The following is a 22415-nucleotide window of genomic DNA, read 5'->3' as shown; positions in this document are numbered from 1 at the left end:
GCTCAGATGGCGGCGTCTTCCTCACGCTCCCGCACCCGGGCGAGCAGCGAGGCGGGATCGGGATCCGTCTGGAGCGCGGGCAGAAGCAGCAGCCACAGATCGTGCAGACCGTCCTCGATCCGCCGGCGTCCCTCCAGCGCGTCGGAGACGGTGTGCAGTCCGAAGAACGCGGACACCAGCCCCTGAGCGGCCACCTCGGGAGTGACACCGATGGCGAATTCGTCTTCGCGGTGGGCCTCTTCGAGCAGTTCGGTGACTGTCTCGATCCAGCCGACGAAAGGGCGCGGCAGCGTGACATCGATGGACTTGCGCTCGGCCCAGAGACGCGATCCGGCCCGGATGACGACATCGTCGCGGAATGCTCTGGCGACGGCGAAACTCAGCCCGATCAGCCTTTCGAGTGCCGGAAGTCCGGCCGATCTGTACTGATCGATCAGCTTCGGCCAAGCCGCGAAATGTGCCTCGACAACGGCCAGGGCCAGATTCTCCTTGCTGGCGTAATGGAAGTAGATGGCCCCGCTGGTACGGCCCGACCGCGCGCTGATATCACTGATGCTGGTGCCGGCGTAACCTCGTTCATCGAACAGGTGTGCCGCCGCCTCCAAGAGAAACCTGCGTGTCGTTTCCGCACGTACCCGCTTCGCCTGAACCTGCATATGCGCCCCGGATTCCCGTCCCGTCGATGACAGCACGCAATGTAGTGCTTTCGCGGACCGGGTGGCGCACCGGGTGCATCTTCACAAGAATTACGATTTTCTTATCGCATGGATACCTCGGTTGGCGACATCGCCGGCGAAGTCCGGCCACTGACCTGGTCGCGCACCGTCGCCCGTGAGACAGTGCACCGGAGCTCCGTGGCGGAAGTGCTTCTCACGGATGTACGGAGGCTCGAAAACGGCGATTTCGAGGCCGCGGCGTCATGGTCGCGGTCGCATCCGACCTTTCCGCGTGACGGAGTGGGACTGCACAGCCCGCTGGTCATCGTCGAGACGCTGCGGCAGCTCGGCATCCACATTCCGCTGCGGTATTTCGCGGTTCCCGTGTCTTCGCGTCTGCTCATCAGTGATCTGTACTTCGGGATCGATCCGTCGGCGGAACCTCGGGCCGTCACCGGTGCCACCGGAGTCACCTGTCTGGTGCGTGTGAGCGAGGTCCGGCGAGGACCGGACGACACCGTCACCGGACTGCGGCTGCGTGTGCGCTTCAGCGCGCATGGCGTGCCTTTCGCGCAGGCCGGAGGAGGTGCGCGATTCCTGGACGGCGAACAGTACGCCGCCCGGCGGGAAGGGCGTACGGAATTCGTCTCGCCGCGGGCGGGGACCGCGGAGGTGGCCCGCCCCGACGCCCGGAGCCTCGGAGTGACCGGAGCGCACGATGTGGTCATCGGACTCGACGGCGGCGGAGTTCTGGTGGCCCCGGCCGATCCGACGCATCCATTCTTCTTCGACCATGCCACGGATCATGTACCGGGGATGGTCCTTCTGGAGGCGGCCCGTCAGGCCGCGGCCGTGGAAAGCCGGGGAACTCTGCTGCGTCCCGCGTCCGGACGGCTGAAAGCCGCGCGCTTCGTCGAATTCAGCCCGCCGGCCCGAGTCCTGTGCGTGGCGCACCACGAGACCTGCGTCTTTCGATTTTTCCAGGATGGCGAACAGAAGGCTTTCGGCATCCTCGGCTACAGGTAAACAGCTAGAAATACTATGCGCAGTCACTTGACTACCGAGAGTTTTCCTCTCTAGCGTAGCGACCGTTATGTTCTTCGGCGGACGCCGAAAACGGCCTTCGAAGGCTGCGCCCGCCTGGGACCGCACCCGCCCGAGAGTGGCTGACCAACGCGCCCGCGGTGTTTTGTGCCGTCGTGGCGGCGAGTGCCGCCGCTTTCCGGGCTCTCCTGAACGGAAAGCAATCGGATGACAGTTCATCGCATCCATTCCTGGACTCCGGCAGCGGTCGTCTTCGACTGCGACGGCACTCTCATGGACACCGAACGCCACTGGCAGGACGCGCGAATTCGCGCCCTGCGCGAGTACGAGTGCGAGCCGGCCGCCGGGTTCGCGGAGCGCGCCAAGGGGCTGCACTACACCGAATGCGGACGCCTCATGGCCGAGGAGGCCGGCCGGCCCGATCTCGCCGCGGAGATGACCGGCCGCCTTCTCGCGCATTTCCGCGTTCTGGTCGCCGGCAATCCCATGATCATGCCCGGCGCCCGTCAACTGGTGGAGAGCTGCGCGAAGTTCGCGCCGCTGGCCGTCGCCAGCAACTGCCCGAGAGAGGTCGTCGAGTCCTCGCTCGGAAGATCCGGGCTGCTGGGCCGCTTCGACCATGTCGTCGTACCGGAAGGCGAAATCCGGCCCAAGCCTCATCCGGACGTGTATCTCACCGCCGCACGGCTCTGCGGCGCCGCGCCGGCCGACACTCTGGCCGTCGAGGACTCCCTCTGCGGCATCCGGGCCGCGGTCGGTGCGGGCACGCGCATCCTCGGGGTCGGTCCCTGGCCCGGCGAGCAGGTCGCGGAACTGGTCGACCTGTGGGTCCGCTCGCTGGACGAGCCCGAACTCTCCGTCTGGGCCGCGGGCCGGGCCGGTGTCCAGGGGCCGGACTGACGGCGCCCGGCCGCGCCGTTGATCGTGCGACGGATGTCCGCCTACCATGACTCCAGTGAACATATCGGTTCATAAGTCGCCGTGCGGAGAGTTGGTCATCCGAATGGATGAGGAACGTGCCGGCCGTCTCGTCTCGTCGCTGCGGGCCCGCGGCGTCATGGCCCATCTGGCCCACCTGGGTGTCTATGAGTTCGGCGTGCAGATTGTGCTCGCCGACGGTGGTGAGGCGGTCTGGGACATCGATGAAGCGGTGGGTCTGAGGGCGGAGGTCGTCGAGGACGGTGTGCTCATGGGCTATGTGCCTCATGTGCCGGGTTCGGAGAATTTCACCGAGGAACAGCTCATGGCGGTGATCGCCGCCACCACCTACGACAAGGAAGGGCTGCATCCGCCCACGGACGGCCCCGCCCGCTCCGGCGAGGACACCGCGCGCCCACCGGAGTCCGCCGCCGGGCCCGTAGGCGCACCGCGCCGGGCCCACCACCGCGGTCGTGGATTTCCCTGGCTGCCCCGGCGCCCGGACCAGTGAGGAAGCCGGCGAGTGCCCGAAGGGCCCGGCCGGGAATCCGGCCGAGCCCAGGACGTTCATCTCGTGCTCCGGTCGCCCGGGGCGTTACTCCTTGATCGCGCCCGAGTTGGCGCCGTTGACGAAGTACCGCTGGAAGCAGAAGAACAGCGCCGCCACCGGAAGCGTGGAGAGCAGGGCCGCGGCCAGCTTCAGCGGATACTGCGTGCCGCCGCCGAGACCGCCCGAGACAAAGCGGGACAGGCCCGTGGTGAGCGTCTCGTACTGGCTGGACTGGGTGGCGACGAGGAAGTGGGTGAACTCGTTCCAGGAACCCTGGAACGACAGGATGGTCAGAGTGATCAGCGCGGGTCTGGCCATCGGCAGGACGATCGACCAGAAGATCCGGAACACACCGGCTCCGTCGACCCGCGCCGCCTCCTCGACCTCACGCGGCACCGACTCGAAGAACTGCTTCATGATGAAGATGCCCGCCGCGTCCACCAGCAGCGGCAAGATCATGCCGGTGTAGGTGTCGAAGATCCCGAAGGTGTTGAGCACCAGGAACTTCGGGATGAGCAGTGTCACACCGGGCACCGCCATCACCGAGACCACGAAGACGAACAGCACCGAACGGCCCCGGAACCGCAGCCGCGCCAGCGCGTAACCCGCCATCGAGTCGAAGAGCACCCGTCCCGCGGTGACGACCACCGCCACCAGCGACGAGTTGCCGAGCCAGCGCAGGAAGGGCACCCCGTCGGCGGACTCGCTCAGCCCGAACAGCCGCTGGTAGGCCGCCGTCGTCGGAGTGGTGGGCAGCAGCGACAGCGGATTCGCCGCGGCGTCCGGGTCCGTCTTGAATCCGGTCACCAACTGCACGACGAACGGCAGCAGATAGAGCAGGGCCAGCCCGACCACCAGGGCGTAACCCAGCACGCGCAGCGGAAGGGAGAAGCGGCCCAGCACGGGGAGGGCCCGCTCGCGTGAGGCGCGGCGCGCCCGGGCCCGCTCGGCCCGGTCGCGTACGGCCGTACCGGCGGTGCTCATCGGTTCCTCCTGATACGTGTGCCGCGCTCGCGCAGCGCCCAGCGCTGGAACGCGGTCAGAGTGAGGATCAGGACCAGCAGGACGAACGCGATCGCCGATCCCTGGCCGAAGTCCGCGTTGTCGAAGCCCGAGGAGTACGACAGGAAGGCGGGCGTCAGTGTCGTATTGCCCGGCGCGCCCTGGCCCATCACGTATACCTGGTCGAAGACCTGCCAGGTGGCGATCAGTCCCAGCGTGAGCACCAGGAACAGCACGGGACGCAGCGCGGGCAGCGTCACGTACCGCAGGAGCTGACGGCGGTTGACGCCTTCCAGGGCCGCCGTCTCCTCCAGCTCACGAGGGATGTCCTGGAGCGCCGCGAGGAAGATCAGCATGAAGGTGCCGGACGTGGTCCACACGGCCAGCAGGATGATCGTGCACATCGCGATGGAGGGTCCGGACAGCCACTCGAACCACGAGAGGCCCATGAAGGAATGGTCGGCCAGCAAGCCGGTCGGCTGCTCCGGATCGACGATCCCGAGGCCGCCCAGGATCAGCGAGAGCACTCCGCGCGGGTCCGCGAACCAGTTCGGTCCTTTCACTCCGATCCACGACAGCAGGGCGTTGACGGCGCCGCTGCCCTGGAAGAGGAAGAGGAAGATCGTGGCGACGGCGATGGAGCTGGTGACCGACGGGAAGAAGAACGTCGTACGCAGCGCGCCGCGCCCGCGCAGCATCCGCTGGTTGAGGATCAGCGCCAGGCCCAGTGCCAGACCGGTCTGGAGAGGCACGGTCAGCAGCACGTAGTAGGCGTTGTTGCGCAGTGCGGTCGCGAAGAGGGTGCGGTCGAGACCGTCCTGAGTGAAGAGCGTCCGGTAGTTCTCCAGACCCACGAAGTCGGCCTGGCCGCTGAACGGATTGGACTGGCCGTCCCAGTGCAGCAGGCTCACCCACAGCGCCATCAGGATGGGAAGGACCAGGAACAGGCCGAGGATCAGCACCATGGGGCTGACGAACAGCCAGCCCCACGCGCCTTCCCGGCGCCGGCCCGCGCGCCGTGCGCGGGCCGTGCCGGTGGTGTCGGTCCCGCCGGGTGCGCTCGGCGTACGGCCTCCGGGAGGCGTACGGCTCGCGAGCATCGTGCGGATACGCATGGGGCTCAATTGCCCTTCGCGATCGCCTGTTCGCCGTTGCGCTGCAGGTCGGCGAGGATCTTCTTCGGGTCGGCCGTCCGCAGCGACTGGAGATCGGTGTTGAACTGGCTCAGCACCTTGTCGAAGCCGGCGATGGTCACGGGGCCCTGGGCGTACGCGCTGCCGTCGACCCACGCCTTGGCGCGCGGCTCCCGCTCGGCGTACGTCTTGAGCGCGCTCGTCCGCGACGGCATCACACCGAACGCGTCGGCGAAGGCGAGCTGCTGGTCGGCGGAGCTGAGGTACTTGACGAGATCGACGCTCGCCGCGCGGTGCGCGCTCTCGGCGGCCACGCCCCAGCAGTTGCTGAAGGCGAGCGTGGACTGGCCGGCCGGTCCGGCGGGCAGCGGCACCACGTCGTACTTCACATCCGGATAGTCGAGCTTCATCCCGCCGTCGAGCCAGTTGCCCTCGATGGTCATGGCGGCCTTGCCCTTGCCGAGCGCCTCACCGCCCCAGCTCGTGTCCACCTGCTTCGCGTACTTCATCGAGCCGGACTTGAGCAGGGACTGGACGAAGCCGAGGCCCTCGGCGTTCTCCGGAGTGGCGGCGGTCATCTTCTTCTGGTCCGCGTCGGTCAGCCAGCCGCCCGCCTGCTTCATGAAGACACCGAGCCGCTGGTACTCGTCGCTGGTGACCAGGCCGGTGACGCCGTCGCCGGTGAGCTTGTCCGCGACGTTCCGCAGCTCCTGCCAGCTCTTCGGATAGTCCTTCGCCGTCAGCCCGGCCTTCTTCCAGAGATCGGAGTTGACGACGAGACCGAGGGTGGAGGTGTCCTTGGGCAGGCACACCAGCTTGCCGTCGTACGTGAAGGAGGTCCGGAGCTGCTCGGAGAAGTCCGAGGCGTCGGATATCTGGTCTCCGTACGGGTACAGCGAGCCGCCCTTGGCGTAGTTCGCGAACTGGTCGGAGTTGACGTAGAAGACGTCCGGCGGCTTGTGCCCGGCGAACGACTGGGCGAGCTGCTGGTTCATGTCCTTGGCGATCGAGACCGTGACCGTGTTGCCGGATTCCTTCGCGTACGCGGCGGCGGCGGTCTTGACGGCCTGAGTCTCGGCGTCCCCGGAGGTGGCGATCAGGACCGTCAGTTCCTGCTTGCCGTTCTTGTCCTGCTCCGGCTCCTTGGCATCGCCGAAGCTGGACGAGCAGCCGGTGGCGGCCAGCAGCGCCGCGCAGGTGGCGAGGGCGGCGACGGTCGTGCGGGTGACCATGAATTCCTCCAGAAGGGATACGACGTGCGGCTCAACAGCCCGGAGAGGGGCGTGCTGTGAATCACTGGCCCCGGGCGGGCGCGATGCCTGGTCGCCCGGAGCGGCTGTGGGGTGGTGCGGTGCCCGGTACGGGCAGGGTTGGTGGTCAGTGGCCCGGTGCGGGCGTGCTGTCGCGGACGACGAGGGACGGTTCGAGCAGGACGCGCTCGGGCGGAGCGCCGGGCTCCGACATCCGTGCCAGCAGGAGACGGACGCATTCGCGGCCGACGGCCTCCAGCGGCTGAGCGACGGTGGACAGGCCGGGTGAGAGGAGCGACGCGGTGGGGGAGTCGTCGAAGCCGACGACCGCGAGATCCCTGCCCGGTACGGCTCTCCGCTCGCGCAGTGCGTGGTAGCAGCCCAGCGCCAGCATGTCACTGGCGGCGACCACCGCCGTGGCTCCCGCGTCGAGCAGTGGTCCGGCGGCGGCCCGCGCCGAGGAGATGTCGTCGACGCTCTGCGCCCGCCGGCCGCGGACCGGAAGGCCGTGCCGCCGCATGGCGCGCTGCCAGCCCTCCGCGCGGTCGTCACCGACGCCGGAGCCGCGCGGCCAGCCGAGGAACGCGATCTTGCGATGCCCCTGGTCCACGAGGTGCTCGACCGCCGCGTCCGTACCGGAGGCGCCATCGACATCCACCCAGTCACCGATCTGGCGGCCCGACCACATCCGGCCGAAGCCCACGAACGGCACACCGCGCTTCTCCAGCCACGCCTGGCGCTGGTCGCCGCGCTCGGTGCCGCTCAGTACGAAACCGTCGACATTGTGCAGGTCGAGGAGTTCCTCGTAGCCGTCCAGACCGGCGGTGCCCGGTGGCGAGGCGAACAGCAGCACCCGGTAACCGGCCTCGTCCGCAGTCTGGGAGAGAGCGTGCAGAAAGCGGTCCATGACCGGGGCCGAGGTGCCGGGCGCGGTGGGACGGATTCCGTAGCCGATGAGTTTGCTGGAGCGGGTGCGCAGCGTCTGAGCGGCCCGATGAGGGCGATAGCCCATCTCGTCGATGGTGCGGCGGACTCGTTCCAGAGTCTCGGGCCGCAGCAGATCGGGCGAATTGAGGGCGTTTGAGACCGTTTGCGGAGAGACCCCGGCCCGCCTCGCGACCATGGCCAGGGTCACCGGACCCGCCTTGGGTGAGGGGGAGTTGGGGGAGCGGGGCATGACAGTCTCCGGAACCGGTCTGGCGAATGGATGAGTTCATTGGAGCGTTCCAATGACGTTGTCAACGACCTGATGTCGTCGTTAGGGTTCTTGGAACGCTCCAATGCCTGAGAGGTTCTGCTGTTTTGGATACGACTGTCAAGACCCACGACATAACGAACTCCGTCGCGGGGGCCGGCCCCGCGGCCGAGGGCCTCCAGCCATTCCTGCACGACGCCGTCGTGACGCTGTACGCGCCGAGCTTCGCCGTCTCGCACCCGGACGGACAGATCGCCGGCGGCGCCGACGGCTTCTACCACGGCGACAGCAGAGCCCTGGCCCGGCTGACCGTCGAGGCCGACGGCATCACGATCGCGCCGGTCCACGGAGCCCTCGACGGAGCGGACCGGGCGGCCTTCCGCGGTGTGCTGCGCGGCCTGGGCGAGGAGACACCGGACCCGGCGGTCACCCTGCACCGGCGGCGCCATGTCACTCCCGGACTCCTGGAGGAGACCCTCGAAGTCGGCAACGCCGGACGCCGGCACGTCCGCGTCCGGCTGATCGTCACCGCCGCCACCGACCTCGCGCCGATGGAGCGCGTCAAGACGGGAAACCGGCAGAGCCCCGCCACCGCCACGGCCATCGAGGACGGCCTCGGCTGGTCTCGCGACTCCTTCGCCGTACGCCTCACGAGCGCACCGGCGCCCGCCGCCGTCGAGCCGGAGACGGGACGGCTGGAGTACGAGATCGAACTGGCGCCGGGCTCGGCGTGGACCGCCGTACTGCGCTGTGACGCGGCTCACGAGGACGGCGACCAGTTTCCCGCGCCGCCGGCGGACAGCGTGCCCTGGCGCACGCCTCGGCTGCGCAGCGCGGACCGGCGCTTCGACCACTGGCTGAGCCAGTCGGCGGCAGACCTCGACCGGCTGCGCCTGGCCGACCCGGAGCGGCCCGCTGACCAGTTCCTGGCCGCGGGAGCCCCGTGGTTCCTCACGCTCTTCGGCCGGGACTCGCTGTGGGCGGCCCGGATGCTGCTGCCGCTGGGCACCGATCTGGCCGCCGGCACACTGCGCACACTCGCCCGCCGTCAGGGCGCGGTCTCCGACCGGGACACCGAGGAGCAGCCCGGCAAGATCCTGCACGAGGTGCGCCGCGCCACACAGCGCTTCGACGACGGGTTCGCGCTGCCCGCCCGCTACTACGGCACGGTCGACGCCACTCCGCTGTGGGTCACTCTGCTGCATGACTCCTGGCGCTGGGGTCTCGCTCCGGATCAGGTCGAACAGCTCCTGCCGCACGCCGAGTCCGCCCTCGCCTGGATGCGCGACCACGGAGACGCGGACGGCGACGGCTTCCTGGAGTACATCGACCACACCGGACGGGGCCTGGCCAACCAGGGCTGGAAGGACTCGGGCGACTCCATCAGGCACCGGGACGGCCGGCTGGCCGCCTCTCCGATCGCGCTCTGCGAGGTCCAGGCGTACGCGTACGAGGCGGCACGCGGCGGCGCCGATCTGCTGCGCGCCTTCGGACGGCCGGGCGCCGACGAGTGGGAGGAGTGGGCCGGCCGGCTGCGCGACCGGTTCCGGAGCCGCTTCTGGGTGGAGGACGAGCGCGGACCGTATCCGGCGGTGGCCCTCGACCGGGACAAGCGGCCGGTGGACTCGGTCACTTCGGGCTTCGGCCATCTTCTGGGCACGGGTCTGCTCGACCGGGACGAGAGCGCTCTGCTGGCCGCCCGGCTCAGCACGCCCGACCTGGACTCGGGCCATGGTCTGCGGACCCTGAGCAGCGACTCCGTGGGCTACAACCCGTACGGCTACCACATCGGTTCCGTATGGCCGCACGACACCGCGATCGCGGTCCACGGGCTGATCAGGGCCGGATTCCCGGCCGCCGCCGCATCGCTGGCCGAGGGCCTGCTGACCGCCTCGGCGGGCTTCGACGCGCGGCTTCCCGAGCTCTTCGCGGGCCATGGCTCGGCGAGCGGCGCCTCGCCCTCGCCCTATCCGGCGTCCTGCCGCCCGCAGGCCTGGGCGGCGGCGTCGTCCGTGATGGTCCTCCAGTCGGTCCTGGGACTCACCGCCGATGTCCCGGGCGGCACGATCACGGTCGCGCCCGCCTTCGCCGAGGCGTACCGGCCGCTGAAGGTGGAGGGCTTCGACATCGCGGGCGGGCGTCTGGACATCGCTGTCGACGCGGACGGCACGGCGCACATCGAGGCGCCGGAGGGCCTGGAGGTGAAGAGGGAGCACGCGACGCCACGGTGACGCGGAGCCATGCTCCGGGCTTTCGGCGGCCGGGCCGTGCGCCGGGATCCTGGCGCACGGCCACCGGCGGTGGCTCCTTCGCCGTGCGCCGCCGGTGGCCGTGCGGATGACCGTGGGTGCGTGTGAGTGGATTTGAGCTGTTGTCCGGCCCGGTGTTCGGCCGGATTCGCCACAGAGCCGTGTCGCTGATGGGCCGAACGGGTGAGGGGCGGGAGGATGGCCCGATGCAGACACAGCGCGCGGGCGAGGTGGTCCGGTGAGCAGGTACGACGGGTACGACGTCACCGACGAGCAGTGGGAGGGACTGGCCCAGGTCGTTCCGCTGCGGGGCCGCAACGAATGGCCCTCGCGGGTCGGCCATCGGGCGATCCCCCGGGACTACGAGGCGGAGAACCGCCGCTTCATCGTCCTTCGGGTGCAGGTCTTCGCGGACGCTCGGGAGGTCGCCGACCATCTCATCGCCCAGATTCCGGTCCTGCTCGATCTGACCGGCGCCGAGAGCGATGTGGCCAAGCGGATCCTCGACTTCAGCAGCGGTGTGGTCTTCGGTCTGGGCAGCGGCATGCACCGGGTCGACAAGAATGTCTTCCTGCTGGCCCCGCACGGCACGGAGGTGGAGGGCATCGCGGCGGACGTCGTCCCTCGATCGTAGGAAGGCCGGCCAGGCGGAACGGTTCGGCACCTTTTGTCCCGCATACGGTCCGGCCATGGAAGACATCCGAGCCGTCCGCACGCGTCCCACCGTCACCGAACTCCGGCTCTCCGCCTTCACCTCGCACCGCGGCGCGGCCTTCCCGCTGGGGCCGATGACGCTCTTCACCGGCGCGAGCGGCAGCGGGAAGACAACGGCGCTGCGCGCGTACGAGTCCCTCGCGCGGCTCGGCGCGGGCGCCGCGCTCGGAGAGGTCTTCCCGGACCCGGTGGCCTGCGTTCCGGAACGGGCCGTGGCCGACGCACAGGGCAGGCGCGGCTTCCGGATCGGCTGCACCGTCGACGGCCCGGCCGGGCCCGTACGGCTCGATCTCGCCGTCCAGGCCGAGCCCGAGCTGCGCGTCGTCGGTGAACGGCTGACCGGCGGCGGCCGGACCCTGCTGACCACCGCGCTGCGCGATCCGGGCCGCCGCGCCGTACAGGCGGCCTGGCACACCGCCGGCGCCGTGCCCGTGACCCGTGCTCCACTGCCGGACGACCGGCTGGCCACCGCGCTGCTGCCGCTGCGGGTCGCCGGCCGGACGGAGGGACAGCGGCAGGTGCTCGCCGCCGCCGAACAGACCGTGATGGCGCTGCGGTCCCTCTTCGTCTGCGATCCGCAGCCGCAGCTCATGCGGCGGCCGGTGGCCATGGGCCAGGAGCGGCTGCGGCGGGACTGCGAGAACCTGGCGGCGGTGCTGGAGCGCACCTGGGACCGGTGCGCCGGGCGGGATGCCCGGCTGGCCGCGGCGGTCCGGGCGGGATGCGCGGGGCCGGTGACGGAGCTGGCCGTCGAGCGGCTCGCCGACGGCACCGTACGGGCGCTGCTCGCCAGGGACTCCTCCGGAGCCAGGGCCGCGACTCCGATGGAACGCCTCGGCGAGGGCGAGCTGCGCTATCTGGCACTGGCGCTGGTGCTGCTCACCGGTCCCGGCGTGCTGGCGGCGGGCCGGGCGGGTGAGGTGCCTGCGGAGCTGTGGTCGTTCACGGTCCTCGCCGACGGATTCGACCGGAGCCTGGACCGGCGGCAGGCCCAGGAACTGCTCTCGCTGGCCGCGGCGGTCTGCGCGGAAGGCGACCTCAGGCTGGTGGGGTCGGTCGGGGACGCCTCGTACGCGCGCGGGGCGGCCGGAGTGACGGTGGTAGACCTGGATCCATGACGGAACTGGACGTAGCGGGACTGCAGCGCAGACTGGCCGAGTTCTCGGCGGCACGCGACTGGGAGCGCTATCACACGCCGAAGAATCTGGTGGCGGCGCTGAGCGTCGAGGCGTCGGAGCTGCTGGAGATCTTCCAGTGGCTGACGCCCGAGCAGTCGGCGCGAGTGATGGAGGACTCCGAGTCGGCTCACCGGGTGGCGGACGAAGTCGCGGACGTACTGGCGTATCTGCTCCAGTTCTGTGAGGTGCTGGGGATCGACGCGCTGGCCGCGCTCGCCGCGAAGATTGACCGGAACGAGGTCCGCTTTCCACCCAAACCTCCCTCAGATCAGCCCAGTTCGGCGTGATCGTCACTCTGCGGAGTGACGGAGTTATACACAATGAGCCCGCTGTCCCCAGATTTCCGCATACCTCTGGCTTTTCAGTCGCCGGTCACTCACTCTGGGTAGTGGAGTGAGTGGGCAGGATTTCGTACGAACGGGGGCGGCGAATGGATGCGGAACGGCTCATCGGGTTGAGCCGGCATGCCCTGACCGGGAGCGCTGACGCGCTGGAGGTGATCGCGGAGGCCTGGCAGGCCCAGGCCCTCGCGCAGGTGATCGGCAACCAGCTCGCGCTGACGGGGCCGCAGGAGCTGAAGGGCGAGGCGCGAGAGCTCGGTGAGGCGGGCGGACGCGGCTGCGGACTGCCGGATCAGCCGGGCCTGGGCAGCGGCGGGATACGGGCGCGGCAGCTCTCCGGCGTGGCGGACCCGCGAAGCGCTCTGACCGGGCTCAGCGAGCTGCTGGGAGAGGTTGGTATCGCGCTGGTGGCGCTGGCGTGTGTGACGGACGAGGAGGGGTTGTACTGGCAGTGCATCGAGGCGATCGACGCGGCCGACGAGTCGAACGACCGGGTGGGCGCGATGCTGCGCCGGCTCGTGGCGATGGACCGGGAGGACGAGAGGGAACGGGAACGGACAGAACGGGCACCACGGGCACGGGGACAGGCGCGGGACGGGCCGCCCGGTGCTCTCCGCCGGTGAGACCGGCGGGCCGACAGCACGGCGGTGACACCACGGTGACACCACGGGGACTGCGGCGCCGGCCGGTCGCCGTCGGTTCGCCGGGCGGTCCGGCTTCGCCCGGCGGTGATCGCCGTGCCATCGGCCGCCGGCCGGGACGGTGCGGAGGAGGGCCGGCCGAAGGTGCAGGATGGAGGCATGGATCTTCGAATCTTCACCGAGCCCCAGCAAGGGGCGAGCTACGAGACGCTGCTGAGTGTGGCCAAGGCCACCGAGGACCTTGGCTTCGATGCCTTTTTCCGCTCCGACCATTACCTGCGCATGGGGGCCGCCGACGGGCTGCCCGGTCCCACCGACGCCTGGATCACCCTGGCCGGTCTGGCGCGTGAGACCAAGCGGATCCGCCTCGGCACACTGATGACCGCCGGGACGTTCCGGCTGCCGGGTGTGCTGGCCATCCAGGTCGCGCAGGTGGACCAGATGTCCGGCGGCCGGATCGAACTGGGCCTGGGCGCGGGCTGGTTCGAGGAGGAGCACAAGGCGTACGGGATCCCGTTTCCCAAGGAGAAGTTCGCCCGGCTGGAGGAGCAGCTCGCCATCGTGACCGGTCTGTGGGCCACGGAGGCCGGCAAGACCTTCTCCTTCGACGGCACGTACTACCAGCTCACCGACTCGCCCGCGCTGCCCAAGCCGGCCCAGGCCAAGGTGCCGGTCCTGATCGGCGGCCACGGCGCGACGCGCACTCCTCGGCTCACCGCGCAGTACGCCGACGAATTCAATATCCCGTTCGCCTCGATCGAGGACACCGAGCGGCAGTTCGGCAGGGTGCGGGACGCCGCCGAGACGGCCGGGCGCAAGGCGGACGATCTCGTGTACTCCAACGCGCTGGTCGTCTGTGTGGGCAAGGACGACGCCGAGGTGGCCCGCCGGGCGGCCGCCCTCGGACGGGAGGTGGAAGAGCTGAAGGCGAACGGGCTGGCGGGCTCGCCCGCCGAGGTGGTCGACAAGATCGGACGGTACGGCGCGGTCGGCTCCTCACGGATCTACCTCCAGGTCATGGATCTGGACGACCTCGACCATCTGGAACTGATCTCCTCGCAGGTCCAGTCCCAGCTCGGTTGAGCCGGGCCCGGCTGCTGAGTCCTGAGGCGAGTCGCTGTCGCCGTGACCGGCGAAGGTAGCCGGGAGGAGCACTCACACCGGACCACCTGGGCACCAGCGCCTCGGACCGGAGTAATGGAGCAGCCGTGAAGCCCGTCCGCACACTCGCCGAGGCCCTCGCCGAAGGGACTGTCGTCCTTGACGGCGGCCTCTCCAATCAACTGAGCGCGCAGGGCTGCGATCTGTCCGACGCTCTCTGGTCGGCGAGCCTCCTCGTCCACGGCACCGAGCAGATCGAGGCGGCCCATGTGGCGTATGTGCGGGCGGGCGCGCAGGTGCTCATCACCTCCAGCTATCAGGCGACCTATGAGGGCTTCGCTCGGCGCGGGGTGTCACGGGACCGGGCCGGGACCCTGCTGGCCCGCAGTGTGTACCTGGCGCGCCGGGCGGCCGAGTCCGGCGAGAGTGAGGTGTGGGTGGCCGCCTCGGTCGGTCCGTACGGGGCGATGCTCGCGGACGGCAGTGAGTACCGCGGGCGGTACGGACTGTCGGTGCGGGAGCTGGAGCGCTTCCACAGGCCGAGGATCGAGATCCTCGCGTCGGCCGGTCCCGACGTGCTCGCGCTGGAGACCGTGCCGGACGTCGACGAGGCGGAGGCGCTGCTGGGCGCGGCCGGAGGCTGCGGGGTGCCCGTGTGGCTCTCGTACTCCATCGCCGGTGAGCGCACTCGGGCCGGACAGTCGCTCGCCGACGCGTTCGCTCCGGCGGCCGAGAACGATCAGGTGATCGCCGTGGGAATCAACTGCTGTGAGCCGGGCGACACGGACCACGCGGTGGAGGTGGCAGCGGCGATCACGGGCAAGCCCGTCGTCGTCTATCCGAACAGCGGCGAGCGGTGGGACACGGCCGCGGGACGCTGGCGCGGAGGCTCCACCTTCGATCCGCTCCGGGTGCGTGACTGGCAGGCCGCCGGCGCCCGGCTGGTCGGCGGATGCTGCCGGGTCGGGCCCGCCGACATCGCCGCACTCAGCGCGCTGACAAGCGCGGCAGCGGACGAAAACCCCTGGTCGTAGGGGGCCGGACGGACAATACTCGGCCGGGTGTTCCTGACAATCAGCACCAGCGGCACCTTGGAACGTCCCGCCACCGATCTCGGATTCCTGCTGCACAAGCATCCGGACCGGGCCCAGACGTTCTCCACGTCCCACGGCACGGCGCATGTGCTGTATCCCGAGGCGTCCGCGGAGCGTTGTACGGCGGCTCTGCTACTGGAGGTCGATCCCGTGGCCCTGGTGCGCAAGGGCAAGGGCAAGGGCCGGGGCGGCGCCCCGGACGCGGCGCTCGCGCAGTACGTCAACGACCGTCCGTACGCGGCCTCCTCGCTGCTCGCGGTCGCGCTGAGCACGGTCTTCAAGAGCGCGCTGCGTGGTGTCTGCGCCGCGCTTCCCGAGCGCGTCGCGCATCCGCTGCCGCTGCGGATCGAGCTGCCCGCTGTGCCGGCGCGCGGTGGCGCCGAGCTGGTCCGCAAGCTCTTCGGGCCGCTCGGCTGGACGTCCGTGGACGCCAGGCCGGTCGCATCCTGAGGGACGCACCGCGGTCTTCGTCGGTGGCCTGGCCGACCGCGGTCCCGACAGCCCGGGTGTGCTCCGGCGAGTGATGAGCATGGTCACAGCCATTTCCCTGGGCATCATCCCGTTCCAGATCATGGTTCCTGCGTAGAAGCCCACGGATGCGCCCGGCGGGGCGTCTCTGTGTCCCGGGAGAGTGACGGAGACGCCACGACGGCCTATGCCCCGCTCTGCTGGCCGGTGCGGGTGTAGGCATGATGGGCGCAGGTGCAGCGGCGCACGAGCAGCAGGCCACCTCCGTGCGGCAACGGGACGTCTTCGGTTTGGCGGCACTCGCGGTGCAAGTCCCTGTAGCCCGGACGCTGGGCGAGGGCGCATTCAGCGGACATGCCCGGGGTATCCGGGCTCATCACAGGACGCCGCTACTACTGGCCGAGTTCAGAGCGCGTGTCCGCTCCCGCACGGACCTAAGCCGCTCCTCGTCCGTGGCAGTGCGGATGCGAGCAGGGTCGGCGTCCCACTCGCGCCCACCGGCCACCGGCCGGAGCTGAACGTACGGACCTTCGTGTCCCATGACGTAGCCCAACCTGTCGCGCTGGGTGTCGATGACAAGGGCGCCCTCCTCCGGCTGCTTCACTCGCGGCCTCCGTGCCGAAGTGCCTGGGCCAGTCGAGCGGCCACGTCGGCGCGAACGCGCCCCAGTTCAACGAGCCGCAGTTGTGGGGACGCAGCGTCGACGCTCATCGAGGGAAGGACGATTCCGGCGTCAGCCAGCGCCGCTCTCAGGGACTCCATCGCTGTGAACGGATCGATGTCCTGCTGTTCTTTGGTTGCCATGAACCGGACGCTAGAAGTGGGCGGTTGGCTGGCGACATGCTGTTTTCTCGAATTTGCTCGACGTCCGACGGAGATTGCTGGTTTTTTCTCTTGGACCCTGCCTGCCCCCGTAGTATCGGGCTGCGGCTCCGGCCATGCTGCTGATCAACACCCTTGGAAGGGAGAGCGCCATGGCTCGTCAGTTGCGCTTCACAGGCACAGACAGCAAGGTCGACGGTTGCCCCGCACTGCACACGGACGAGGGCACCGGCGAGATCATTGTTCAAGGCAAGCCCATCACCGACCCTGGAGACCTCGCGCAGCTCCAGCACTTCGGGCCGGACGATGCGGCGGTGGCCGTGCCGCGCGAACTGCTCGTGAACTGGGGACCGAAGGAGATGGAGCGGGTGCAGGAACTGGTCGATCGGGACACCTTCCGGCGTCTCTTCAAGACCTTCAAGCACACTGCTTGGCGTCTGGAGACGCGGCGCGGTTACGCGTCCGACCGGCAGGACCCCGACTTTCAAGAGTTTCTGGCCACTGGCTCCTCACCCTGCGACCCCAACGAGCCCTGGTTCGTCAACGTCAAGGCGCAGACGGAAGCGGGTAAGCGCGTCGGCCGTGTCCGTGTTGCCGACAACCCGCCCACCACCGAGCAACTGTTCCTGCTCGACTACGCCCGGCACAACGCGGCGGTCGGTGAGGAGATGCGCTACCTGTGGCGCGAGGACGCCGACAGGGCCGCTTTGCCCGCTGAGGATTTCTGGATCTTCGACTCGCGGATCGTCGCCCTGCTGCACTTCGACGACCAAGACAACATGCTCAACATCGAGCTGATCACCGAACCGGCCGAGGTCGTGCGGTACGCCATCGTCCGCGACGCGGCCTGCACCACGCCATCCCGTTCGACCAGTTCGCTGCCCAGGTGGCTGCGGCCGAATGACGCGTGACCGGTGAGCACTGACTACCAGCAGGCACGAGCGGCGTTGGGGGCGCGGCTGCGCGAACTGCGTTTCTCGTGCCCCGGTGGTCGGCTCACCGGTCAGCAGCTCGCCCAGCGGCTCGGGTGGCAGGGCTCCAAGGTCAGCAAGCTGGAGAACGGCAAGCAGACAGCCACCCCCGAGGACCTTCGGGCGTGGGCCGACGCAACCGAGCAGCCGGGCGTGTACGCCGAGCTTGCTGCCCGGCTGGCTGGGTTCGAGTCCCACATCAGGTCATGGCGTCGGGCGCTGGCGAATGGCTTCAAGCCGCTGCACGAGGGCTTGAGCGCGGAGATCGATCGCACCTCACAGATGTGGATCTGGGAAGAGTCGGTGATCCCCGGTCTGTTGCAGACCTCCGAGTACGCGCGCCACGTCATCCAGCGCTATTCGGAGCTGCTGGGCGGAGCCAGCGACATTGAGGCCGCCGTGCGCTCCCGGGCGCAGCGTCAGGAGTGCCTGTACCGCCCCGGTCGCAAGCTGCACGTCCTGTTGTGGGAAGCCGCGTTGCGTTCGCTGATCTGCTCTCCCTCCGTGCTGGCCGCCCAGCTCGACCGCCTTACCGGAATGCTGGGGATGGACACGGTCGAGCTGGGCATCATCCCGTTCACGGCGTCCGTCAAGATCGTGCCCGCCAACGGCTTCTGGGTCCTTGACGATCGCTTGGTGGTCGCGGAGGACTGGCACGCCGAGCTGTGGTTGGACGACGCCGACAACATCGCCCTGTACTCGAAGGTCTGGAAGACCCTCCGCGAGTCGGCGGTGTATGGGCCCGACGCTCACAACGTCATCAACGCGGCGAGGCGTGCGCTGAACCCGCGTTGAAGCGCGCTTACCGGGGAAGTTCTCGGTTCGGCGGGTTCACACGGTTGACGACCGGCTCGAAGATTGCCGTCGCGCGCATGACCCTGGCCAACTCGTCGTACGCCTCGTCAGCCTTGGCCGAGAGCTTTTCGACTTCCGGCCACCGCTTGGTCGTCTCGCGAACTGCTTCTGCACGTACTTCCTCCTCATGACCAGGGCCGGTCCGCTTGTTGTGGCCTTGCCATTGGATGAACTCCACCATCCAGTCCCGGAGCGCTTCCCACGTCGCATCGTGAGCCGCCCGTATGGCGGGGGTTCCGTACAGCTCAAGGTTCGCGTCGATCTTTCCCAGGTCCGCTTCCTTGAAAGCTGCGTTCAATGAGAGGAAGAGGTCGTCGTCCGGGGCGCGCATCGCGTTCCGCCGCTTGTGAGCGAGGTTCCTCTCGTGCTTGAGCAGATCCTCGATAACCGCTACTCGACGTTCCCACAGCTTGTGCTGGCGCTCGCGCTTCAGGGTCACCTTCTGGACCATCACAGCGACCAGCAACGTCATGAGAGCCCCGAACCCCGCTCCGAGGAGCGTGGCTATCACGGGCGTGATTTCCATGGTCGAAGACCATAAGGCCCGGGACGGTATCTCCGGGGGCCTCATGCTGGGGGCGCGGCCGGACGCCCCGGGCGGGTACGAGTGGCCTCCAGGTCACCCGGCGGCTGATCGTCGACACGGCCGACGAGGAGTCGGTCCGCTGTGGTGTCGACTGGTGGCTGGAGATGACGGAAAGAGGCGGCGAAGGCATGGTCGTCAAGCCGCTGCGGGCGCTCGTACGCGACGAGAAGGGCCGGCTCGTACAGCCGGGCATCAAGGTGCGCGGCCGCGAGTATCTGCGGATCGTCTACGGCCCCGAGTACACCCGCCCGGAGAATCTGCGGCGGCTGCGCAACCGATTCCTCGGCCACAAGAGGTCCTTGGCGCTGCGCGAGTACGCCCTCGGCCTGGAGGCCCTGGACCGGCTGGCGGACGGCGAACCGCTGTGGCGGGTGCATGAAGCGGTCTTCGCGGTCCTGGCCCTGGAGTCGGAGCCGGTGGACCCTCGGCTGTGATCCGCGGTGTCGCGAGCCGTACGGAAAGCGGGCCCGGTGCCTTTCCGTACGGCTCGCTCACCGGAGCCGCTCATTGGCGGGCGATCGGCGCGTGAATCGCGCCGCGTGCGGTGAGGATGGGGGCATGGGATTCCATGTCGACTCCGAGGCCGGGCCACTGCGCCGCGTCATACTGCACCGGCCCGATCTGGAGCTGAAGCGGCTCACTCCTGGCAACAAGGACGCGCTGCTCTTCGACGACGTGCTCTGGGTGCGTCGCGCGCAGGAGGAACACGACGGGTTCGCGGAGCTGCTGCGCGAGCGGGGAGTGGAGGTCCATCTCTTCGGCGATCTGCTGCGCGAGTCGCTGGATCTGCCGGCGGCGCGGCGGCTCGTACTGGACCGGGTCTTCGACGAGAAGGAGTACGGGCCGCTCGCCACCGGCCATCTCCGGGCGGTCTTCGACCGGCTGCCGACGGCCGAGCTGGTCGAGGCGCTGGTCGGCGGGATGACCAAGCGGGAGTTTCTGGAGCGGCACGCGGAGCCGACATCCGTCCGCTTCCATGTGATGGAGCCGGACGACTTCCTGCTCGACCCGCTGCCGAACCATCTGTTCACCCGGGACACCTCGGCCTGGATCTACGACGGAGTGTCCATCAACGCGATGCGCTGGCCGGCCAGACAGCGCGAGACGGTGCACTTCGAGGCGATCTACAAGCACCATCCGCTCTTCACAGGACCCGGAGCCGGCTCCTTCCACCACTGGTCGGAGGGGCAGGACGACTATCCGTCCACCATCGAGGGCGGCGATGTCCTGGTGATCGGCAAGGGCGCCGTGCTGATCGGGATGAGTGAGCGCACCACTCCGCAGGCCGTCGAGATGCTGGCCCGAGGGCTCTTCGCGGCCGGTTCCGCGACCACGATCGTGGCGCTCGACATGCCCAAGCACAGGGCCTTCATGCATCTCGACACCGTGATGACGATGATCGACGCCGACACCTTCACGCAGTACGCCGGCCTCGGCATGCTCCGCTCGTACACCATCGAACCGGGCAGCGGACGCAGCGAGCTCAAGGTCACCGACCATCCGCCCGAGCATATGCACCGGGCGATCGCGGCGGCCCTGGGACTGTCCGGGATCCGAGTGCTGACACCCACCCAGGACGTGCACTCGGCGGCCCGTGAGCAGTGGGACGACGGCTGCAATGTGCTCGCCGTCGAGCCCGGCGTCGTCGTCGCCTATGAGCGCAATGTCACCACCAACACCCATCTGCGCGAACAGGGCATCGAGGTGATCGAGATCCGCGGCAGCGAGCTGGGCCGGGGCCGCGGCGGGCCTCGCTGTATGAGCTGTCCGATCGAGCGTGCGGCCGTGTAGCGGACCGGCGCGATGATCCCGAAGAATCTGAATAGCAATACGGAACGTCGTATATAGTTCCGGAGTCCCGATATGAGAAGCCCACTCTTCCTGCCCCAGGAGCAGCCATCATGGCGATACACCTCGCAGGCCGCCACTTCCTCAAGGAGCTGGACTTCACGGCCGAGGAGTTCCGCGGTCTGATCGATCTGGCCGCCGAGCTCAAGGCCGCGAAGAAGGCGCGAACCGAGATCCAGCGGCTGCGTGGCAGGAATATCGCACTGATCTTCGAGAAGTCCTCGACCCGGACCCGCTGTGCCTTCGAGGTGGCGGCGGCGGACCAGGGCGCGGCCACGACCTATATCGACCCGGCGGGCTCGCACATCGGGAAGAAGGAGTCGGCGAAGGACACCGCGCGGGTCCTCGGCCGGATGTTTGACGGTATCGAGTTCCGCGGGGACGCGCAGGAGACCGTCGAGGAGCTCGCCGCGTACGCGGGCGTGCCCGTCTTCAACGGCCTCACCGACGACTGGCATCCGACCCAGATGCTCGCCGATGTGCTCACCATGACCGAGCAGACGGACAAGCCCCTGACGGAGATCGCCTTCGCCTATCTGGGCGACGCGCGTTTCAACATGGGCAATTCGTACCTGTTCACCGGCGCGCTGCTGGGCATGGATGTACGGATCGTCGCGCCGCGTGCCTACTGGCCCGCCGACGAGATCCTCACCCTGGCCCGTAAGGCCGCCGAGGAGAGCGGGGCCCGGCTCACTCTCACCGAGAACATCGCCGAAGGCGTCGCCGGCGCGGATTTCGTGGCGACCGACGTCTGGGTGTCGATGGGTGAGGCCAAGGAGGTCTGGGACGAGCGCATCGAGGCGCTGGGGCCGTACTCCGTGACCATGGACGTACTGCGCGCGACCGGCAATCCCGCGGTGAAGTTCCTGCACTGCCTGCCGGCCTTCCACGATCTGGGCACCGCGGTCGGCCGCGAGATCCATGAGCGTCACGGCCTCACCGAGCTGGAAGTGACCGACGAGGTCTTCGAGTCGGCGCACTCGGTCGTCTTCGACCAGGCGGAGAACCGGCTCCACACCATCAAGGCCGTGCTGGTCGCCACGCTCGCCACCGACGACAGCTCCGGCGCGCGCGCACAGTGAGGCGCTGAACAGCCTCCGGCCGTCCCGCCGGGAGTCAGGCGGTCGCCTCGCCGGAGGCGTACTCGCCGTCCTCGGAGGCGTAGTCGTCCGAGGCGTAGTCCGCATCCGCCACGAGCGTGAACCACACCGCCTTGCCGTGATCGGTGGGACGGTGACCACAGTCCTCGCTGAGCGTCCGGATCAGCAGCAGCCCGCGCCCGTGCTCCTGCCACGGGTCCGGCATGGTGCCGTGTCCTGGCTGCGAGAGATTGCCCGGCGGAGCCGGGTCGCGGTCGTGCACCTCGACCTGGCAGCCGGTCGGCAGCAGCTCCACCACCAGCTCTATGGGCCCGTCGCCGTTCGTGTGCTTCACGGCGTTGGCGACCAGCTCGGCGGTGAGCAGCTCCGCGGTGTCGCTGTCGGCCGCCTGCTCCAGTTCCGCGAGTGCCGTACGCACCAGGGCGCGCGCCATCGGCACGGCGCGCGGGCTGTGCGGCAACGCCACGCGCCAGGAGACGGAGTCTGTGGTTTCGGGCACGAAGGCTGGTCCGATCGGAGTTCAAGTCCTATTGGTGTTGCTATGCCCCCCAGCCTTACTGAGCGTGAAAGGTTCCACAAGAGGCGGCGGCCTGCTGCATATGGGACCTCTGCCACATGTCGGACAGGACTTTTGGCACCCGGATCCTACAGGAGTGCTATCGCGTACTCGTGACGGAAGTCATAAACGGGTGATACCGT

22 protein-coding genes and 3 pseudogenes are annotated in these 22415 nt (G+C 69.0%); 16 read left to right on the top strand and 9 right to left on the bottom strand.

Going from position 1 to position 22415, the window contains the following annotated elements; all coding sequences use genetic code 11:
* Positions 1–2 precede the first annotated feature (2 nt).
* Positions 3–656, bottom strand: a complete 654-nt coding sequence (locus PV679_RS22535) for a ScbR family autoregulator-binding transcription factor (protein WP_319682161.1) — start codon at positions 654–656, stop codon at positions 3–5.
* Between the two features lie 108 nt (positions 657–764).
* Between PV679_RS22535 and PV679_RS22530 the strand changes: the two genes are divergently transcribed.
* The 3 genes from PV679_RS22530 to PV679_RS22520 all read left to right on the top strand — a co-directional run bounded on the left by PV679_RS22530 (position 765) and on the right by PV679_RS22520 (position 3129).
* Complete coding sequence (locus PV679_RS22530) at positions 765–1682, top strand: ScbA/BarX family gamma-butyrolactone biosynthesis protein (protein WP_319682160.1); 918 nt, start codon at positions 765–767, stop codon at positions 1680–1682.
* Between the two features lie 225 nt (positions 1683–1907).
* Entirely contained in the window at positions 1908–2600 is a 693-nt protein-coding gene (locus PV679_RS22525) for an HAD family phosphatase (RefSeq protein ID WP_319682159.1), read from the top strand.
* Positions 2601–2703: 103 nt separating this feature from the next.
* Complete coding sequence (locus PV679_RS22520; RefSeq protein WP_319682158.1) at positions 2704–3129, top strand: hypothetical protein; 426 nt, start codon at positions 2704–2706, stop codon at positions 3127–3129.
* An 84-nt stretch (positions 3130–3213) separates the two neighbouring features.
* On the opposite strand, the gene PV679_RS22515 is transcribed toward PV679_RS22520, so the two are convergent.
* The 4 genes from PV679_RS22515 to PV679_RS22500 all read right to left on the bottom strand — a co-directional run bounded on the left by PV679_RS22515 (position 3214) and on the right by PV679_RS22500 (position 7730).
* Positions 3214–4152, bottom strand: coding sequence for a carbohydrate ABC transporter permease (locus PV679_RS22515; protein ID WP_319682157.1), 939 nt, complete (start codon positions 4150–4152; stop codon positions 3214–3216).
* Positions 4149–5285: a sugar ABC transporter permease gene (locus PV679_RS22510; RefSeq protein WP_319682156.1), complete on the bottom strand. Its 1137-nt coding sequence runs from the start codon at positions 5283–5285 to the stop codon at positions 4149–4151. The genes PV679_RS22515 and PV679_RS22510 overlap by 4 nt, the downstream gene beginning before the upstream one ends.
* Positions 5286–5290: 5 nt before the next feature.
* On the bottom strand, positions 5291–6535 hold the full coding sequence (locus tag PV679_RS22505; protein ID WP_319682155.1) for an extracellular solute-binding protein: 1245 nt from the start codon (positions 6533–6535) through the stop codon (positions 5291–5293).
* 145 nt (positions 6536–6680) lie between these two features.
* On the bottom strand, positions 6681–7730 hold the full coding sequence (locus PV679_RS22500) for a LacI family DNA-binding transcriptional regulator (protein ID WP_319682154.1): 1050 nt from the start codon (positions 7728–7730) through the stop codon (positions 6681–6683).
* Positions 7731–7855: 125 nt separating this feature from the next.
* Here PV679_RS22500 and PV679_RS22495 point away from each other — a divergent pair, with 125 nt between their 5' ends.
* From PV679_RS22495 to PV679_RS22460, 8 genes and pseudogenes are all read left to right on the top strand, one after another.
* Positions 7856–9979 (top strand): glycogen debranching N-terminal domain-containing protein, encoded by a 2124-nt coding sequence (locus PV679_RS22495; protein WP_319682153.1) that lies wholly within the window; start codon positions 7856–7858, stop codon positions 9977–9979.
* A gap of 256 nt (positions 9980–10235) precedes the next feature.
* Entirely contained in the window at positions 10236–10631 is a 396-nt protein-coding gene (locus PV679_RS22490; protein WP_319682152.1) for a cell division protein SepF, read from the top strand.
* 55 nt (positions 10632–10686) lie between these two features.
* The gene (locus PV679_RS22485; protein WP_319682151.1) at positions 10687–11829 is read left to right on the top strand and encodes an ATP-binding protein; all 1143 of its coding nucleotides are present in this window, start codon (positions 10687–10689) and stop codon (positions 11827–11829) included.
* Complete coding sequence (locus tag PV679_RS22480) at positions 11826–12176, top strand: nucleotide pyrophosphohydrolase (RefSeq protein ID WP_319682150.1); 351 nt, start codon at positions 11826–11828, stop codon at positions 12174–12176. Before PV679_RS22485 ends, PV679_RS22480 begins: the two co-directional genes overlap by 4 nt.
* A 143-nt stretch (positions 12177–12319) precedes the next feature.
* On the top strand, positions 12320–12853 hold the full coding sequence (locus tag PV679_RS22475; RefSeq protein WP_319682149.1) for a DUF6099 family protein: 534 nt from the start codon (positions 12320–12322) through the stop codon (positions 12851–12853).
* Between the two features lie 177 nt (positions 12854–13030).
* Positions 13031–13954, top strand: a complete 924-nt coding sequence (locus PV679_RS22470) for an LLM class F420-dependent oxidoreductase (protein WP_319682148.1) — start codon at positions 13031–13033, stop codon at positions 13952–13954.
* A 125-nt stretch (positions 13955–14079) separates the two neighbouring features.
* On the top strand, positions 14080–15006 hold the full coding sequence (gene mmuM, locus PV679_RS22465; protein ID WP_319682147.1) for a homocysteine S-methyltransferase: 927 nt from the start codon (positions 14080–14082) through the stop codon (positions 15004–15006).
* 27 nt (positions 15007–15033) lie between these two features.
* A pseudogene (locus PV679_RS22460) lies at positions 15034–15507 on the top strand (3' terminal RNA ribose 2'-O-methyltransferase Hen1); the annotation flags it as partial.
* Positions 15508–15910: 403 nt separating this feature from the next.
* Here the strand turns inward: PV679_RS22460 and PV679_RS22455 are convergent.
* Both PV679_RS22455 and PV679_RS22450 read right to left on the bottom strand, forming a co-directional pair.
* Positions 15911–16138 carry a hypothetical protein gene (locus PV679_RS22455; protein WP_319682200.1) on the bottom strand — a complete coding sequence of 76 codons (228 nt, stop codon included), beginning with the start codon at positions 16136–16138 and terminating at the stop codon, positions 15911–15913.
* Positions 16135–16338 (bottom strand): hypothetical protein, encoded by a 204-nt coding sequence (locus tag PV679_RS22450; RefSeq protein WP_319682146.1) that lies wholly within the window; start codon positions 16336–16338, stop codon positions 16135–16137. The genes PV679_RS22455 and PV679_RS22450 overlap by 4 nt, the downstream gene beginning before the upstream one ends.
* Before the next feature lie 170 nt (positions 16339–16508).
* Here PV679_RS22450 and PV679_RS22445 point away from each other — a divergent pair.
* Together PV679_RS22445 and PV679_RS22440 are read left to right on the top strand one after the other, a co-directional pair.
* Positions 16509–17260, top strand: a pseudogene (locus PV679_RS22445) (DUF6879 family protein).
* A 10-nt stretch (positions 17261–17270) separates the two neighbouring features.
* Positions 17271–18122 (top strand): helix-turn-helix transcriptional regulator, encoded by an 852-nt coding sequence (locus PV679_RS22440; RefSeq protein ID WP_319682145.1) that lies wholly within the window; start codon positions 17271–17273, stop codon positions 18120–18122.
* Between the two features lie 7 nt (positions 18123–18129).
* Here the strand turns inward: PV679_RS22440 and PV679_RS22435 are convergent, their stop codons facing one another.
* The gene (locus PV679_RS22435; protein WP_319682144.1) at positions 18130–18708 is read right to left on the bottom strand and encodes a hypothetical protein; all 579 of its coding nucleotides are present in this window, start codon (positions 18706–18708) and stop codon (positions 18130–18132) included.
* A 77-nt stretch (positions 18709–18785) separates the two neighbouring features.
* On the opposite strand from PV679_RS22435, the pseudogene PV679_RS22430 reads away from it, so the two are divergent.
* From PV679_RS22430 to argF, 3 genes and pseudogenes are all read left to right on the top strand, one after another.
* Positions 18786–19202, top strand: a pseudogene (locus tag PV679_RS22430) (polynucleotide kinase-phosphatase); the annotation flags it as partial.
* A 124-nt stretch (positions 19203–19326) separates the two neighbouring features.
* The gene (locus PV679_RS22425) at positions 19327–20559 is read left to right on the top strand and encodes an arginine deiminase (RefSeq protein WP_319682143.1); all 1233 of its coding nucleotides are present in this window, start codon (positions 19327–19329) and stop codon (positions 20557–20559) included.
* 110 nt (positions 20560–20669) lie between these two features.
* Positions 20670–21698, top strand: a complete 1029-nt coding sequence (gene argF / locus PV679_RS22420; protein WP_319682142.1) for an ornithine carbamoyltransferase — start codon at positions 20670–20672, stop codon at positions 21696–21698.
* Between the two features lie 34 nt (positions 21699–21732).
* Here the strand turns inward: argF and PV679_RS22415 are convergent, their stop codons facing one another.
* On the bottom strand, positions 21733–22215 hold the full coding sequence (locus tag PV679_RS22415) for an ATP-binding protein (RefSeq protein ID WP_319682141.1): 483 nt from the start codon (positions 22213–22215) through the stop codon (positions 21733–21735).
* Between the last annotated feature and the right edge of the window lie 200 nt (positions 22216–22415).

It is taken from the genome of Streptomyces sp. AK02-01A (assembly GCF_033795305.1).
In the GTDB taxonomy this organism is placed as follows: Bacteria; Actinomycetota; Actinomycetes; order Streptomycetales; family Streptomycetaceae; genus Streptomyces.
The sequence above is the reverse complement of the archived record's forward strand: the minus strand, read 5'-3'. Positions and strand labels throughout refer to the sequence as shown.

Coding starts and splice junctions, on each gene's coding strand:
- PV679_RS22480 (WP_319682150.1), top strand. CDS start 11,826: ATGACGGAACTGGACGTAGCGGGACTGCAGCGCAGACTGGCCGAGTTC.
- PV679_RS22525 (WP_319682159.1), top strand. CDS start 1,908: ATGACAGTTCATCGCATCCATTCCTGGACTCCGGCAGCGGTCGTCTTC.
- PV679_RS22435 (WP_319682144.1), bottom strand. CDS start 18,708: ATGGAAATCACGCCCGTGATAGCCACGCTCCTCGGAGCGGGGTTCGGG.
- PV679_RS22475 (WP_319682149.1), top strand. CDS start 12,320: ATGGATGCGGAACGGCTCATCGGGTTGAGCCGGCATGCCCTGACCGGG.
- PV679_RS22470 (WP_319682148.1), top strand. CDS start 13,031: ATGGATCTTCGAATCTTCACCGAGCCCCAGCAAGGGGCGAGCTACGAG.
- PV679_RS22425 (WP_319682143.1), top strand. CDS start 19,327: ATGGGATTCCATGTCGACTCCGAGGCCGGGCCACTGCGCCGCGTCATA.
- argF (WP_319682142.1), top strand. CDS start 20,670: ATGGCGATACACCTCGCAGGCCGCCACTTCCTCAAGGAGCTGGACTTC.
- PV679_RS22450 (WP_319682146.1), bottom strand. CDS start 16,338: ATGGCAACCAAAGAACAGCAGGACATCGATCCGTTCACAGCGATGGAG.
- PV679_RS22510 (WP_319682156.1), bottom strand. CDS start 5,285: ATGCGTATCCGCACGATGCTCGCGAGCCGTACGCCTCCCGGAGGCCGT.
- PV679_RS22520 (WP_319682158.1), top strand. CDS start 2,704: ATGGATGAGGAACGTGCCGGCCGTCTCGTCTCGTCGCTGCGGGCCCGC.
- PV679_RS22485 (WP_319682151.1), top strand. CDS start 10,687: ATGGAAGACATCCGAGCCGTCCGCACGCGTCCCACCGTCACCGAACTC.
- PV679_RS22530 (WP_319682160.1), top strand. CDS start 765: ATGGATACCTCGGTTGGCGACATCGCCGGCGAAGTCCGGCCACTGACC.
- PV679_RS22535 (WP_319682161.1), bottom strand. CDS start 656: ATGCAGGTTCAGGCGAAGCGGGTACGTGCGGAAACGACACGCAGGTTT.
- PV679_RS22500 (WP_319682154.1), bottom strand. CDS start 7,730: ATGCCCCGCTCCCCCAACTCCCCCTCACCCAAGGCGGGTCCGGTGACC.
- PV679_RS22515 (WP_319682157.1), bottom strand. CDS start 4,152: ATGAGCACCGCCGGTACGGCCGTACGCGACCGGGCCGAGCGGGCCCGG.
- PV679_RS22505 (WP_319682155.1), bottom strand. CDS start 6,535: ATGGTCACCCGCACGACCGTCGCCGCCCTCGCCACCTGCGCGGCGCTG.